The organism is Actinokineospora guangxiensis (assembly GCF_042657845.1).
Classification (GTDB): domain Bacteria; phylum Actinomycetota; class Actinomycetes; order Mycobacteriales; family Pseudonocardiaceae; genus Actinokineospora; species Actinokineospora guangxiensis.
Genome location: NZ_JBHSKF010000022.1, coordinates 63692 through 77591 on the forward strand (window position 1 = coordinate 63692; position 13900 = coordinate 77591).

A 13900-nucleotide genomic window follows, 5' to 3' on the forward strand; every position below is an offset into this window, starting at 1 on the left:
GCACCTACCTGACATAGTCGCCCGAAAGGGTGGCAACAAGCTGTCAGCAGGCGCGCAGGGTGGAACCCCGTCCTTGTGGTCGCAACAACCAGTGTGACCGGAACCTGTTACGGGACAAGAAGAAAGGCGTATCGCCCGCGTCACGCGGGCGACACGCCTTGTTCAATTCGGACGATTACTTCTCGGCGGATGCGAGCTTTCGTTGCGCCGAACGGACTTTCCCGTCCATGAACCAGCGCAGCACCGGGCCGATCGCGCCGCCGACGGTCGACAGCGCGCGACTGGTGGCGTCCAGGAAGATCAGCGGCTTGCCGCGGTCGAGGCCGCGCAGGATGTCGCGGGCGACGTCCTTGGGGTCCAGCGGCTTGATGGAGCCGGTGATCGCCGCGGTCTCGGCGGGCTTGTGCTTGTTCTCCTCGGCCAGCTGCGGGGTGTCCACGTCGGGCGGGAACACCGCGCTCACGGTGATGCCGTGCGGCGCGAGCTCCTGGCGCAGCGACTCGGTGAACCCGCGGACGGCGTACTTCGCCGGACCGTAGGCGGTGTAACCGAAGACACCCGCGAGCCCCGCGGTGGAGACCACCGTGAGGATGGTGCCGCGACCGCGCTCCACCATGCCCGGCGCCACCGCGCGCGCCGCCCACAGCGTGCCGAAGAAGTCGACGTCCATCATCGTGTGGAAGACGTCGTCGGGCATCTCCAGGAAGTGGCCCGCCCTGGCCTGTCCCGCCGAGGTGATCAGCGCGACGCACGGCCCGGCCTCGGCCTCAAGGTCCTTGACCGCGCGGCGGACGTCGTCGGCGTTGGTGACGTCGACGCTGCGCACGTGCACCTCGGCCTTCAGGGCGCGCAGCCGCTCGGCGGCGGCGTCCAAGCGCTCCTGGCCGCGGGCCAGCAGCGACACGACCGCCCCGCGCTCGGCCAGCTGCTCGGCCAGCGCCAGGCCGATCCCGCTGGAGCCACCGGTCACGATGACGTGTTCACCGGACTTCACCCAGTCACCGCTGGCCATCCCGAGCCCTCCTAGCCACAACCACGATCACGTCGTCTACATCCGATCCTTGAGACTGTTGATGAGCCCCATCTGCGCCACCCAGGCCCCGACCTGGAACCGGGACTGCGCGTCCAGGTCCCGCATCAGCTCGGCGATGTAGCGGCGGTAGGTGCGCACGGACATCCCCATGCTGCGCGCGGCCACCTCGTCCTTGTTCCCGCTGGCGAGCAGATCGATGATCTGCCGCGTCTGCGCGCACCGGTGGATGCGCGACATCCGCTGGTAGGTCCGGTGGTCGAAGGCCGAGCGCCAGGCCTCGCCGAAGAAGGCGTGCAGCAGCTTGACCATCTCGGAGTTCCAGATGAACAGCGAGTCCGCGTCGGCGGGCGAGAGCCGGGTGAAGGCCTGGCCGCGGTCGATGAGCAGCATGTCGGGCAGGTCCCGGTGCCCGACCCGCACGCTCAGGTCGTAGGAGCGCACGAGGTTGGCGATCACCGGCGAGTCCGCTGTCGACACGTCGCACACGGCGGCGACGTGCACGTGCTTGCCGATCGAGGCGAAGTCCAGGTCGGCAAAGGTCTCGACCAGTTCGTCGAGGAACTGCTCGGAGGACACCACGCACCGGATGTCCTGCTGGGCGTTGGCGACGAGGTCGCGGATCACCTCGCGGCGCACGCTCTTGCTCGACACCGACGACACGGCCTGGTTGCCCCGGCTGGAGATCGCGTGGTCGATGAGCTGGCGGGCCTGGGCGAGCACCTCGAACAGGTCGCCGGTGTCGTCTCGCCTGCCGACGGCCGTGGCGAGCCGGTCCTCCATGGACGACCCCTCCTCGCGTGCGACCCGCCCCAGCCCGCGCTGGGCGGTCGTGGTGCGGCGGCTGGACAGTGTGTTCAACGTGTTCGATGTGTTCGATGTGTTGGCCGTGTTCGCCGTTCCCGCCCTTTCCCCCCGGCCACTCGCTGCCGGGTTCGAGGGCGGGCACGAGCGCGGCTCGGGCACGGTGCTCATCCCACTCACGCCGCGGCCATGGCCGATTCGGGGTCCGGCTGCGGAGTCCGGACGTTGCGAAGCAGCACGAAGCTCGCCAGCGCGACGGCCGCGGCGACCGCGCCGCAGACGATCGAGGCGATGTTGAAGCCGTCGGTGAAGGCGGTGATGGCCTCGGCCGCCAGAGCGGGACCGACCTCGGCCGGGGCCTCGGCGGCGACGACCATCGCACCGGCCAGCGTCTCGGTTGCCGCGTCGGCGGCCTCCTGGGGCAGTGCCGTCACCAGCTGCGAGTCGAGCATGGCGTTGCGGAAGACCGCGGCGCCGACGCTGCCGAGCACCGCGACGCCCAGCGCCAGGCCAAGTTCCAGCGAGGTCTCCGAGACCGCGGCGGCCGACCCGGAGCGGGCGGGCGGCGCGGCGCCGACGACGAGGTCGGTGCCGAGGGCGAACACCGGGCCGAGCCCGCCGAAGATCACCGACATGGCGATGACGAGCGGCGTCATGCCCGAGTCCGGCTCCACCGTCATCAGCGGGATGTAGCCCGCCGCGGAGATCAGCAGACCGGTGGCGACCAGGAAGCCGGGGCGGACCCACTTCGTGAGCGCTGTCGACAGGCCCGCGGTGATCATCAGCGCGACCGCCGACGGCAGCAGCCACAGGCCGGCGTCCAGCGGGCTCTTGGCCTCGACCAGCTGCAGGTGCTGCGAGAGGTAGAGGTAGGCGCCGCCGCTGACGCCGACACCGATCAGCAGCACGACCAGCGCCGCGCCGAAGGAGGAGTCGGCGAACAGCTTGAGGTCCAGCAGCGGGTCCGCCAGACGCTTCTGGCGCATCACGAACAGCACACCGGAGACCAGACCGATGATCAGCGCGGTCAGCGGCGCCCAGGACATGCCGTCCTCGGCCAGCTTCTTGATGCCCCAGATCACCGGGATCATGGCGGCCAGAGAGAGCAGCACGCTCAGCGCGTCGAGCTTGGCGGACTTGCCGGTGCGGAACTCCGGCAGCAGGAACGGCGCGCTGACCAGCAGCAGCACCATGACCGGGATCGCGATCAGGAAGACCGAGCCCCACCAGAACCACTCCAGCAGCAGACCGCCGACGACCGGGCCGATCGCCACACCGGAGGCGAAGCAGCCCGCCCACACCGCGATCGCCTGCGCGCGCTGCTTGGGGTCGGCGAACATGTTGCTGATCAGTGCCAGCGTGGAGGGCATCAGCATCGCGCCGAAGAAGCCGAGCAGACCGCGCGCGGCGATCAGCAGCTCGGCGGAGTTCGCGTAGGCGGCGAGCACCGAGGCGGCGGCGAAGCCGACCGCACCGATCATCATCAGCCTGCGGCGGCCGATGCGGTCGCCGAGGTTGCCCATGGTCACGAGGAAGCCCGCGACCAGGAAGCCGTAGATGTCGAGGATCCAGAGGGCCTGCGTCGCGCTCGCCTGTAGGTCCGATGCCAGGCTTGGCTGCGCGAGGTTGAGGACGGTGACGTCGATCGAGAGCAGCAGGGTCGGCAGCGCCAGCACGCCGAGGCCGAGCCACTCCCGAGTACCGGCCTTCCGCGGCAGGGCATCAGGCGCGGTCTTCACATCCATCTAGGACTCCTCATACCGCCTACTGAGGCGGGATCGTGGCAGCCGACCGTCTGGACCTGTCGCACGGACACCACGCCGCCGGGCGTGGATCGATCAGCTACCGAGTTCACTGTGCATACTGCGCGTAGTGCGTGTCACGCGGAGCGGCTGCCCCGCACCACACCATGCCATGCCCGCTGTCGACGGAGGCGGCCTTTGGCACAACCGTCCTCTGTCGACCGCCATCGCATCGCGACGCGGTTAATACGAAGGAAACTCGGACTGACGATCGACGGTCTTCCACCGCCCGGGACACTGCCGCCATCCGCCCGGCGTCAAGCGCCCCACTGCACCACACGACCCCCGCATAGCCCCGAACAGCTCCTTCTACGCGATGTCCGCAACACCGCGGAGGCCCCTTGATCCCTCGTCGGACAACCGTCACGCAATCACGCGAGCGCCGCGCGGCACAACTCGATGGCGTGAACTAGTCAACTGATTCCCTTGACAATGAATTACACAGTCAGTGCTAAATCCCGTCACTACGAGTAGCGAGGACCCATTCGCTGCACCCGATGGCCCTCGGCGTTGCGCCGAACGGCTGATGTCGATCATCGGTGTCGCCCCCGTGCGGCCCCGCAGGCAAGTGGTACAAATCGCAGCGGTACGAACTTCGCGAATCCCCCCGTGCGCGCGCCGCCGCCCGGCTACGCTCGGGAAGCGAACGAAGCTCGACACCGACTACGAATCCGTTTCAGATTCAGCGAACGGAGCAGTGCGCACGCGGGAAACCCCGCGTGTACAGGCATAAGGGGCCATGCCGTTGACCGACCTCTCGGTCTGCCCGTCCACAAAGGACGAAGCGCCGATCAGCATCCACCTGCTCGGCGCGACCGAACTGGTGGCCGGACGCCTGCGCGTCCAGGTGGAGGACGAGGTCCGGCAGGGTGTCCTGGCAGCGCTGGCGCTGCGCCCCAACCAGCTGATCGGCGTCGAGTCGATCGCCGCGACCCTGTGGGACAAGCCCCCGGCCCGCGCGCTGCGCCAGATCCTCGCCGCTGCCGATGAACTGCGAAAACTCCTCAACGACACGTTCGCCGACGACTACCCCGGCCAGCACCCCGTGCTGCTGGGCCACGCGGGCGCCCTCGCCCTGTGCACGACCCCGGCCACCGTCGATGTCTTGCTGTTCGAGACAAAAACGAGGAACGCCCGCGCCCAGGCCATGGCGGGCGACCTCAACGAGGCGCGGTCGCTGTTCCGCGAAGCGCTTTCCCTGCACCCCAAGCAACCGTTCAGCATGCTGACGGCCATGTCCGGCGCGGCCCCCGGGCTGCGCGCGGAGTGCCTCAAGATCCGCGAAAGCGCCCTGAGCGCCACCGAGGACCTCATCGAGATGGAGCTGGCCCTCGGCGGCCACGTCACGGCCATCCCGGAACTCCGCGACCTGGTGGCGGGCTTCCCCTTGCGCGAGCGCCTGCGCAAGGACCTGGTCCTGGCCCTGAGCCGCACCGGCCGCACCCAGGAAGCCATCGACGTCTACTGCGCGGGCGTGCGCGCCCTCGCCGACGCGGGCGTGCAGCCCAGCCCCGAGCTGACCGACGCCTACCTGGTCGCGGTGGGCAGGGCGACGGCCGATCCGCTGGAGCCGCACTCCAGCTGCCCCAACTCCGCCGCCCAGCCCGTGCCCGCCACCGACCTGCGCACCCCGGCCCAGAAGGCCGAGGACCACCACACCTTCCGACTGCACGCCAACCTGGCGGCGGGCATCGGCTGGCAGCCCCCCGCCCACCTCAGGGCGGTGCTGGAACAGCTGCTCAGCGGCGCCACCGACACCACGGCGAGCAGGCGGCTCGGCCTGTCCCCGAGGACCTACAGCAGGCGCGTCTCGGAGCTGCTCGACTACCTGGGCGTGGACAGCCGCTTCCAGGCGGGCGCGGAAGCGCTGCACCGCGGCTGGATCACCCCGTCGCGTTAGGGACCGGAGTCCGTCGAGGAGGCGGAGCCGCGGCGCGGACGCCGCGGTCCGGGCCCCTGGCGGCCCCACCCCCTGAACTCCCCCTGTGTTTCCGCTAAACGCCCCCTAGTCCAACCCGTGCCTCACCCCTGTTTCCTTCTCGGTTCCACCCCTTACTTGTCTCGCCCTGCTCGTTTACGCCCGCCTATTCCCCCGCTTGTGGAACTCACTTCGCCACCCGGCCGCATCGCGGCGGAATCCACTCGCGTCGGGCCCGCCTCCCCAGGGGGAAGGCGGGCCCGAGAGGCTGGGATCAGAGCAGCACGCCCGCGCGCCCCAGGTGGTTGTCCCAGCAAGCGGTCAGCACGGCGGCCGATGTGCGGTAGACGACCGTCTGCGACGCCGGGTCCAGCACCAGGTACTGGCCGCCCTCATACCCGCCGACGGTCAGGACGTGCGGCACGTTGCTCCCCGACCACGGCAGGTCCTTCATGTTCCCCGCCATGATCACCGGCCGGCCCGCGCGCACGTGCGGCAGGAGCCGCCCGATGTCGTTGAACACGACCTGCGCGCTCACGCCGTTGGCCGCCAAGGCGCGCCGCACGTCGTTCTCGTTGGCGCCGAACTTGTTCGGGTCGTTCCAGGTCGGGTCGTAGCCCATGTCGGAGCGGGCGCGGTTGATGGCGGCGACCGGGTTGGCCGCGTTCCACGAGCGCGGGGTGACGCGCCGACCATCGCCATGACCGCCGCGGTGACCAGCTTTCCGGACCTCATCGTCGCGTTCCTTCCGGCGGTGACCGCCCCCAGCACCCGTAGATCATCACCACCGGCACCGGAATCGCGGAAGGACCGCGGTCGAGATGTGTCGGCAGTGCCGACCCTCACCCGGTGACGCTCAACTCCCCCGCCGACGAGCCCGCCGAGACGGGGGCCCGCCACAGCCCCCGCGTCGCCAGCTCGGGAAAGACGCCCTCGGCGAACCAGTACGCCTCCTCCAGGTGCGGGTAGCCGGAGAGCACGAACTCCGAGATCCCCACGTCGTGGTACTCGGTGATGCGGTCGGCCACCTCCGCGTGGCTGCCCACCAGCGCTGTCCCCGCCCCGCCCCGGACCAGTCCGACCCCGGCCCACAGGTTCGGGGAGACCTCCAGCGCGTCGGTGCGCCCGCCGTGCAGGGCGAGCATCCGGCGCTGCCCCTCCGATCCGCTGCGCGCCAGCCCCTCCTGCACGCGGGCGATCGTGGCGGGATCGAGCGCGGCGAGCAGCCGCCGGGCCTCGGCCCACGCGTCGGCGGCGCGGTCGCGGGAGATGACGTGCAGCCGGATGCCGAAGCGCGGCGTGCGGCCGTGCCGGGCGGCGGCCGCGCGCACCGCGGCGACCTTCTCGGCGACCTGGGCGGGCGGCTCGCCCCAGGTGAGGTAGACGTCGGTGCGGGCGCCCGCGACGTCGATGGCGGCGGGCGACGAGCCGCCGAAGTAGATGTCCGGGACCGGGTCCGGCGTCCTGACCAGGGCGGCGCCGTCGACGGTGAGGTGCTCGCCGACGTGCGTGACGCGTTCGCCCCGCCACAGGGCGCGCACGATGGACAGGAACTCGTCGGTGCGGCGGTAGCGCGCGTTCTTGTCGAGGAAGTCGCCGTATGCGCGCTGTTCGGGGTCCTCGCCGCCGGTGACGACGTTGAGCAGCAGCCTGCCCCCGCTCTGGTTCTGGAACGTCGCGGCCATCTGCGCGGCCAGCGTCGGGCTGAGCAGGCCGGGCCGGAACGCGACGAGGAACTTCAGCCGCTCGGTGGCCCCCACCAGCATCGCGGTGGTCAGCCACGCGTCCTCGCACCACAGCCCGGTCGGCGTCAGCACCCCGGTGAAGCCCAGCTGCTCGGCGCTGCGCGCGATCTGCCCGAGATAGGCGCTGGTGGCGGGCCGGACCCCACCGGTCGCCGTGGTGGGCACCCCGTGCCCGCCCCCGACGAGGTTGCGGCTGTCACCGGTGGTGGGCAGGAACCAGTGGAACGTGAGCATCAGGCAACCTCGGTCACTGTCGGCGGACACCGGACACGCTCCTCCGAGCGTGACACCGACCGCGGGCGTTGGAATGGGGGTTCACATCGTGGACACCCATGCCTCCAGCGAGCGCGGCACGACGCCGATCAAGGTCACCGCGTTGGTGGAACGACAGCCCGCGCGGCGCCCGGCATCATCGCCGAGCTGAACCGTGACGACGACCTGGGCTGATCCCGCCGGACGCCGCCCTGCTGGCCTCCCTGGCCGCCACGGTGGCCGACCGCCTGCCCTGAGCGCTCAGCCCAGCCCGGTGACGGCGTCGGCGAAGCGGGCGCGGCTCCTGGTCCACACCGGACTGTCGGCGGCGAGGGTCAGCAGGTGCGGGGTGAGGCCCGCCGAGAAGGTCGTGCTGGCCTCGCGGGGAAGCAGCGACGGCAGGTTGTCGATGGCCACGACGTCGAGCACCGGGTCGGCGTGCAGCCTGCGGGCGGGCTCGTCCCAGGTGGTGATCCGGTCGTTGACCGGGAGGCGGTTCAGCTCGGAGGTGACGTCGCAGGTCACGTCCGAGACCGTGGCCAGCGCGCGGCCCGGGTCGGCCAGGTCGGGGGCGGCGAGGAACGGCGGGCCGGGCTCGGCCGAGAAGACGGCGTTGACGAGGATGTCGTGCGCCAGCAGCGCGGCGCGGTCCAGGTCGGCGGTCTCGGCGATGTCCCACTCGGTGGTCGGCACGCCCGCCACGCCGAGCGCTTCGACGGCCCCCCGGCCGGAGCGGCCGAGCGCGCCGAGCACGACGGCCCGCTCAGCCGACGGCTCCGACGACGTGGCCCGCAGCCGGGCGTCCAGTTCCGCCCGCGTCGTGGAGCGCAGCGGCGCGGCCAGCTCGCCGCGGTGGTGCAGGACGGCGAGCGCGGCGCCGACGTACCCGGCCCAGAACCCGAACGCGATGACCCGTCGGCCCGCGTCGTCGACCAGTTCCTCCAGGTCGAGCAGGGTGCCGCCGCCGGAGGTGAACCGGCGCAGCACCCTGGGCCCGTCGACCTGCCCCTTGTAGGCGTGCCCGAAGAAGATGTGCCGGTGCGCCAGCGCCTCGGCGGCGCGCGTGGGCTCCTTGAGCCCGAGGACCACCGCCTCCGGCGGCGCGTCCGGCCAGCTGTCGGCGGGCACGATCCGGCACCCGGCGGCCGCGTACTCCTCGGCGGCGAACGCCCGCTGCGCCGCCTCCTCCACCACGACCTCGACACCGGCTCCGACCAGCGCGGCCGCGTCACCGGGAACCAGCGGTGTGCGCTCCTCGTGCGGCGAGGCCTCCCGCCGCAACCACAGCCCGATCGTGCTCGTCATGCGCTCGGATCTCCCGGAAGTCGTGGGTCGGCCTCGCCCGATCCTACGGCCGGACCGCCTCGGCCCACGCGCTGAACCGGCGCGCGCGGAGTGATCGCCTATGCGGTCGTCGCGCGCCAGGCCCGCCGGGAGGCAGGTTCACCGAACCCCGATCACCCGGCGTCAGCCGTAGGTCGGGTACTGCGGCCAGCCTGCCGGGCTGTCCTCCCAGTCCTGCTGTCGCCCGTACACGCTGCGGTCCATGATGTGCGCGACCGGCAGGATGGCCTCTGTCCCCCGGCGGGTGGTCATGTACGTCAGGTACGGCTTCCCGTCCTTGCGCAGGTAGTAGGAGTACCCGGGCATCCAGTACTCCTCGCCCGCGTCGTCCGTGCGCGTCCAGCCCCAGTCGTGGTGGTAGGTCGTGTCCCCCGACGACACCCACCGGTGGTCCCAGCCCCGCTCGGCCCGCCACGCCTCCAGCTTGGCGCTCGGCGCCTGGGACACCATCGCGAAGGCGATGCCCTCCTCGGTCAGCCGCCGCATGTCCGCGGGCAGGTTGTCCACCGCCCACGTGCAGCTCGGGCAGCCCTCCTCCCAGTCGGGACCGAACATGACGTTCTGGACCAGCAGCAGGTACTTGTCGCCGAACAGCTCGCTCAGCCGGACCTCGCCGTCGGGGCCCGTGAAGGCGTAGTCGGGCACCTCGACCATCGGCATCCGGCGGCGGGCCGCGGCGACCCGGTCGTTGTGCCTGGTGACCTCTTTCTCCGCAGCCACCTGCTCGGCCAGCGCCGCGTCGAACCGGGCCCGGTCGACGACCTCGGGGGCCGCCTGTGGCTGATCGCTCTTGCTCATGGGCACCTCTCAGTCGGTCGTAGGCGGACCATCGTCTGCCACCCCGCCGACCTCCGCACGACGGGCGGCCGTGCGAAGATCCGGCGTCCCCGACGACCGGGAGGATCGAGTGAACACCCGCTGGACGCTCGCCTGCCTCGTCCTCATCGGCCTCGCCGCGACCGCCTTCGCCGTCCTGTCCTTCGAGGACGGCGCGATCACCGGCGCCTACCGCATGGACCTCGACGTCTACCGCGTCGCCGTGCAGACCTGGTGGCACGGCGGCAGCCTCTACGGCGAACTTCCCGAGCTGCGCAACGGCATGCGCCTGCCCTACCTCTACCCGCCGTTCGCCGTCGTCCCGCTCGTCCCGTTCACCGTCCTGCCCTACTGGCTCGCCAGTGCCGCCTTCGCCGTCGCCACGGTCGCGGCGCTGCTGGTCGTGGTCATCGTCGTGCTGCGCGCGCTGGACGTGCGCCCCTCCCCGCTGCTGCTCGGCGCGCTGCTGCCGGTTGCCCTGTTCGTCGAGCCGGTTCGGGAGACCCTGCACTTCGGGCAGATCAACGTCTTCCTGATGGCGCTGGTCGCCGCCGACTGCCTGGTCCGCGCGCCGCGCTGGCCGCGTGGCGCGCTGGTGGGCCTCGCCGCGGCGGTCAAGCTGACGCCCGCGGTCTTCGTGCTGTTCTTCCTCCTGCGCGGCGACCGGCGCGCGGCGGTCACCGCCGGGGTGTCCTTCGCGGTGGCCACGGCTGTCGGGTTCCTGCTGAGCTGGTCGGACTCCGTGCGGTTCTGGACGCAGGAGGTCATCGGCTCGGCCCAGCACCGGGGCATGGCCAACGAGATGAACCAGTCGGTCAAGGTGGTGCTGGTCCGCTTCGGGGTCGACCCGGACGTGCTGTGGCCGCTGCTGGCCGCCGCGGTGCTCGGGATCGCGGTCGTCGGCATGCGCCGGGCGATCGCCGCCGGGTGGCCTGCGTGGGCGCTGGGCCTCAACGCGCTCGCCGCGCTGCTGATCTCGCCCGTCTCGTACTCCCACCACTGGGTGTGGGTCGTGCCGATCCTGCTCACCGGCGGCGTCGCCGCGTGGCGCACCCGCCGCCCGGCCGTCATCGCCGCGACCGCGCTGGGCATGCTGCTGGTCCTCGCCGCGCCGCACTGGTGGTGGGACCCGCGGGAGCCGTGGCAGCTCTGGCGGCTGCTGACCGGCAACGCCTACGCCTACGCCGCGGTCCTCGCCCTCGTCTTCGCCGCGCTCCCCGCCCGCTCAGCCCGCTCAGCCCGCTGAGCCGAATGCGGTCAGGAAGCGGTCGCGGAACGCCGCCATCGGCCAGGTGGGGGCCTCCGGCGCGGGCCGGAGCCCCGGTGTCCAGCGCCAGTCCGCGATCCGGTCGAGCACCTCGGGGTCGCGGCTGATGAGGGTGATCGGCGAGTCCCGGTTCGGGCTGTTGCCGGTGACCATCGCCGCTGGCTGGTGATCGCCCACCGCGATCACCACGGGCGCCCCTTCCGCATGCGAGTCCAAATAGGACACCAGAGTGGCCCAGCTGTACTCCAGCGACTTCCCGTAGTCGGCGCGCACCTCGGCGGCGGGCCGCGTCCAGATCGCCTGCGGCCATTCGCCGCCGTGCGGCATCGTCGCGAACACCGACCCGTCGCCGACCCCCGGCCACGGCAGGGCCGAGGGCAGCGGTCGCCACGGCGCGTGGCTCGACAGCACCGGCACCACCGCGAACAGCGGGCCGTTGGCGCGGCGCACCCGCTCCAGGAACGCCAGCGCGTACTGGTCGGGCATCGTCGCATAGCCGAACGCCGGGCCCGCGTAGCCCATCTCCGCGGCCGGGTAGACGCGGTCGTAGCCGAAGAACGCGCCCTCCGGCCAGTCGCGGGTGATGCCCGGCATCACCCCGAAGGTCGACCAGCCCGCCGCCTGGAACGCCTTGGGCAGGGTGAGCCGGTCGCGGCCCATGAGGGCGTCGTAGCGGGGCTGGTTGTCCACCCGCACACCGGCCAGCAGCGTCGCGTGCGCCAGCCAGCTGCCGCCGCCGGAGGTCGTCGAGGTGAGGTAGCCGCTGCGCGCGGCGTACCCCGCCGCGGCCAGCCGCTCGGTCCCGGCGTCCAGCACCGCGCCCACCGACGGCGCCAGTTCCGGGTGCTCCAGCGCGGTGCGGCCGTAGCTCTCCACGAACACCAGCAGCACGTCGTGGCGGGGCAGAGCGCCCAGCAGCGGCCGCCCCGCGAAGCGGTCGGCGGCGACCTCGGCGGCGAAGGCGTCCGCGTCGCCCAGGCTGATCCCGACCTGCCGGGCGTGCTGCAGCGCCGTCGACCAGGCGGGCGCGGCCGCCACCGGCAGCCCGGGGATCGCCACGACCACCCACACCGCGCTCAGCAGCGCGGTGCCCCGCAGCACCGCCGTGCGCCTGCCCGCGGCGATCCGGACCAGCCGCCCGGTCGCCAGCGCCGTCAGCACCACCACCGCGAGCGCGGCGGCGCACACCGCGACGACGACCGCCAGCGCCAGCGCCTGCCCGCCCGTCGTCGCCAGGTACTCGACCGCGGGCGGCAGCAGCGGCCAGTCCAGGACCAGGTCGAACGGCTCGTCCCGCACCGACCCGAACCCCAGGTCCAACGCCTTTACCAGCAGCAACAGCCCCAGAACCGCGCCAAGGGCCACCGCGGCGGGCCGCCGGGCGCCCGCGGGCAGCAGCAGCAGGGCGAGCACCGCCGCGAGCGCCTCCACCGGCAGGCGCAGGAACGCCCACGGCGACAGGTCGCCGACGGTCGAGGGCAGCAGCAGCGCCACCGCCACCAGCGCGGCGGCGAGCGCGGTGACGATCCGGCGGCGCACCGTACGGTGAGCGGCGTGCGCCCCCATGTCCTCCTGAGCGTCGCCGTCAGCGTGGACGGCTACATCGACGACACCGGCCCCGACCGGTTCCCGCTGTCCAACGCCGCCGATTTCGACCGCGTCGACGCGCTGCGCGCGGAGTCCGACGCCATCCTCGTCGGCGCCCGGACCCTGCGCAGGGACAACCCCCGGCTGCTGGTCGCCGACCCCGCCCGCCGCGCCGCGCGCGTCGCCGACGGCAAGCCCGCCCACCCGCTCGGCGTGGTCATCACCGCGCGCGGCGAACTCGACCCCGAACGGGTCTTCTGGCACCAGGACGCCGCCCGCGTCGTCTACACCACCGCCGACGGGCTCACCGCCGCCACGGCCGCCGTCGGCGGGCTCGCCGACGTCGTGGCCACCGCCGGCCTCGCCGACGTCCTGGACGACCTCGGCCGCCGCGGCGTCGCCCGCCTCATGGTCGAGGGCGGCGGTCGCGTGCACACCGCGTTCCTCGCCGCCGGTCTGGCCGACGAGCTGCGCGTCGCCGTCGCCCCGATGCTCGTCGGGCAGGCCGACGCCCCGCGCTTCCTGCACCCCGGGGCCTTCCCCGGCGGCCCGGCCCGCCGCTTCCGGCTGGCCGAGGTCACCGCCCTCGGCGACGTCGCCGTGCTGCGCTACCTGCCCAAGCTCACCTCGGCCTGACGGCTCAGCCACCAGCGCCCCCTCTGCGCGCCCACAGCCACCGGACGTCGCGCCCGAAGGACCACACCAGCGCCGCGAGCGCGCCCGCGAGCAGCCAGCCCGCCGGGACGGCGACCGCGACCACCAGCGCGACGCCCTGCCCGGCGGCCACGGCCTTGCGCGCCCAGCTCGGCGGCAGCGGCGCGCGCAGCCACGGCGCGACCCACGCGGCGGCGACGAACAGGTAGCGCATCAGGCCGATCAGCAGCACCCACGGCCCGACGCCCAGCGCGGCGTGCGCGCTGAGCACCAGGATCAGGAACGCGTCGACCTCCATGTCGAACCGGGCGCCGACCGCCGAGGCGGTGCCCGTCCGGCGGGCGACCTGACCGTCGACGAAGTCCAGGGCGAGGGCCACGGCGGCGACCGCGGTCAGCACCACCACCGCGTCGGCGCGCTCGAAGACCAGCGCCGCCACACAGCCCACCAGCAGCGCCCTGCCCAGCGTGACCCGGTCGGCCGGGCCGATCCGCCCGGCCGGGCGGACCGCGCGGCCCAGCAGCACCAGGGTGGCCGCGGCGCAGCCGGTGCCGACGGCCCAGCCCAGCGGGCCGAGGCCGAGCGCGGCGGTCAGCCCGGCGAGGAGCGCGAGCTGCGCGGCCAGCCATGCCGCGGACTCGGCGGCTCTGGGGTGTGCGACGGTGGTCATCGCCGCCATCA

At 72.6% G+C, this 13900-nt stretch carries 12 protein-coding genes; 3 read left to right on the forward strand and 9 right to left on the reverse strand.

All coding sequences use genetic code 11. The annotated features are described in order from the left end of the window. Window positions 1-175 precede the first annotated feature (175 nt). The 3 genes from ACFPM7_RS29340 to ACFPM7_RS29350 form a co-directional block, all read right to left on the reverse strand. The gene (locus ACFPM7_RS29340; protein WP_378251081.1) at window positions 176-1012 is read right to left on the reverse strand and encodes an SDR family oxidoreductase; all 837 of its coding nucleotides are present in this window, start codon (window positions 1010-1012) and stop codon (window positions 176-178) included. Window positions 1013-1048: 36 nt separating this feature from the next. Further along, the gene (locus ACFPM7_RS29345) at window positions 1049-1891 is read right to left on the reverse strand and encodes a hypothetical protein (RefSeq protein ID WP_378251082.1); all 843 of its coding nucleotides are present in this window, start codon (window positions 1889-1891) and stop codon (window positions 1049-1051) included. A gap of 119 nt (window positions 1892-2010) precedes the next feature. After that, window positions 2011-3579: an MFS transporter gene (locus ACFPM7_RS29350; protein ID WP_378251083.1), complete on the reverse strand. Its 1569-nt coding sequence runs from the start codon at window positions 3577-3579 to the stop codon at window positions 2011-2013. Window positions 3580-4375: 796 nt separating this feature from the next. Between ACFPM7_RS29350 and ACFPM7_RS29355 the strand changes: the two genes are divergently transcribed. Continuing rightward, entirely contained in the window at window positions 4376-5536 is a 1161-nt protein-coding gene (locus ACFPM7_RS29355) for a BTAD domain-containing putative transcriptional regulator (protein ID WP_378251084.1), read from the forward strand. Between the two features lie 292 nt (window positions 5537-5828). Here ACFPM7_RS29355 and ACFPM7_RS29360 read toward each other — a convergent pair whose 3' ends face one another. From ACFPM7_RS29360 to ACFPM7_RS29375, 4 genes are all read right to left on the reverse strand, one after another. After that, window positions 5829-6176 (reverse strand): hypothetical protein, encoded by a 348-nt coding sequence (locus tag ACFPM7_RS29360; protein ID WP_378251085.1) that lies wholly within the window; start codon window positions 6174-6176, stop codon window positions 5829-5831. Between the two features lie 220 nt (window positions 6177-6396). Continuing rightward, entirely contained in the window at window positions 6397-7536 is a 1140-nt protein-coding gene (locus tag ACFPM7_RS29365) for an LLM class flavin-dependent oxidoreductase (RefSeq protein WP_378251120.1), read from the reverse strand. Between the two features lie 276 nt (window positions 7537-7812). Next, complete coding sequence (locus ACFPM7_RS29370) at window positions 7813-8856, reverse strand: Rossmann-fold NAD(P)-binding domain-containing protein (RefSeq protein ID WP_378251086.1); 1044 nt, start codon at window positions 8854-8856, stop codon at window positions 7813-7815. A gap of 162 nt (window positions 8857-9018) precedes the next feature. Continuing rightward, entirely contained in the window at window positions 9019-9693 is a 675-nt protein-coding gene (locus ACFPM7_RS29375; protein WP_378251087.1) for a DUF899 family protein, read from the reverse strand. A gap of 109 nt (window positions 9694-9802) precedes the next feature. Between ACFPM7_RS29375 and ACFPM7_RS29380 the strand changes: the two genes are divergently transcribed. Then, entirely contained in the window at window positions 9803-10957 is a 1155-nt protein-coding gene (locus ACFPM7_RS29380; protein WP_378251088.1) for a glycosyltransferase 87 family protein, read from the forward strand. Here the strand turns inward: ACFPM7_RS29380 and ACFPM7_RS29385 are convergent. Then, the gene (locus ACFPM7_RS29385) at window positions 10946-12517 is read right to left on the reverse strand and encodes a sulfatase (RefSeq protein WP_378251089.1); all 1572 of its coding nucleotides are present in this window, start codon (window positions 12515-12517) and stop codon (window positions 10946-10948) included. The genes ACFPM7_RS29380 and ACFPM7_RS29385 overlap by 12 nt on opposite strands. 15 nt (window positions 12518-12532) lie before the next feature. On the opposite strand from ACFPM7_RS29385, the gene ACFPM7_RS29390 reads away from it, so the two are divergent. Further along, window positions 12533-13201 (forward strand): RibD family protein, encoded by a 669-nt coding sequence (locus ACFPM7_RS29390; protein ID WP_378251090.1) that lies wholly within the window; start codon window positions 12533-12535, stop codon window positions 13199-13201. Window positions 13202-13205: 4 nt separating this feature from the next. On the opposite strand, the gene ACFPM7_RS29395 is transcribed toward ACFPM7_RS29390, so the two are convergent. Next, window positions 13206-13889 (reverse strand): CDP-alcohol phosphatidyltransferase family protein, encoded by a 684-nt coding sequence (locus tag ACFPM7_RS29395; protein WP_378251091.1) that lies wholly within the window; start codon window positions 13887-13889, stop codon window positions 13206-13208. Window positions 13890-13900 lie beyond the last annotated feature (11 nt).

What these genes read in the sequence shown, in the direction of transcription:
- ACFPM7_RS29370 (WP_378251086.1), bottom strand. Translation starts at nt 8,856, where the DNA reads ATGACGAGCACGATCGGGCTGTGGTTGCGGCGGGAGGCCTCGCCGCAC.
- ACFPM7_RS29395 (WP_378251091.1), bottom strand. Translation starts at nt 13,889, where the DNA reads ATGACCACCGTCGCACACCCCAGAGCCGCCGAGTCCGCGGCATGGCTG.
- ACFPM7_RS29375 (WP_378251087.1), bottom strand. Translation starts at nt 9,693, where the DNA reads ATGAGCAAGAGCGATCAGCCACAGGCGGCCCCCGAGGTCGTCGACCGG.
- ACFPM7_RS29360 (WP_378251085.1), bottom strand. Translation starts at nt 6,176, where the DNA reads ATGGGCTACGACCCGACCTGGAACGACCCGAACAAGTTCGGCGCCAAC.
- ACFPM7_RS29340 (WP_378251081.1), bottom strand. Translation starts at nt 1,012, where the DNA reads ATGGCCAGCGGTGACTGGGTGAAGTCCGGTGAACACGTCATCGTGACC.
- ACFPM7_RS29350 (WP_378251083.1), bottom strand. Translation starts at nt 3,579, where the DNA reads ATGGATGTGAAGACCGCGCCTGATGCCCTGCCGCGGAAGGCCGGTACT.
- ACFPM7_RS29355 (WP_378251084.1), top strand. Translation starts at nt 4,376, where the DNA reads ATGCCGTTGACCGACCTCTCGGTCTGCCCGTCCACAAAGGACGAAGCG.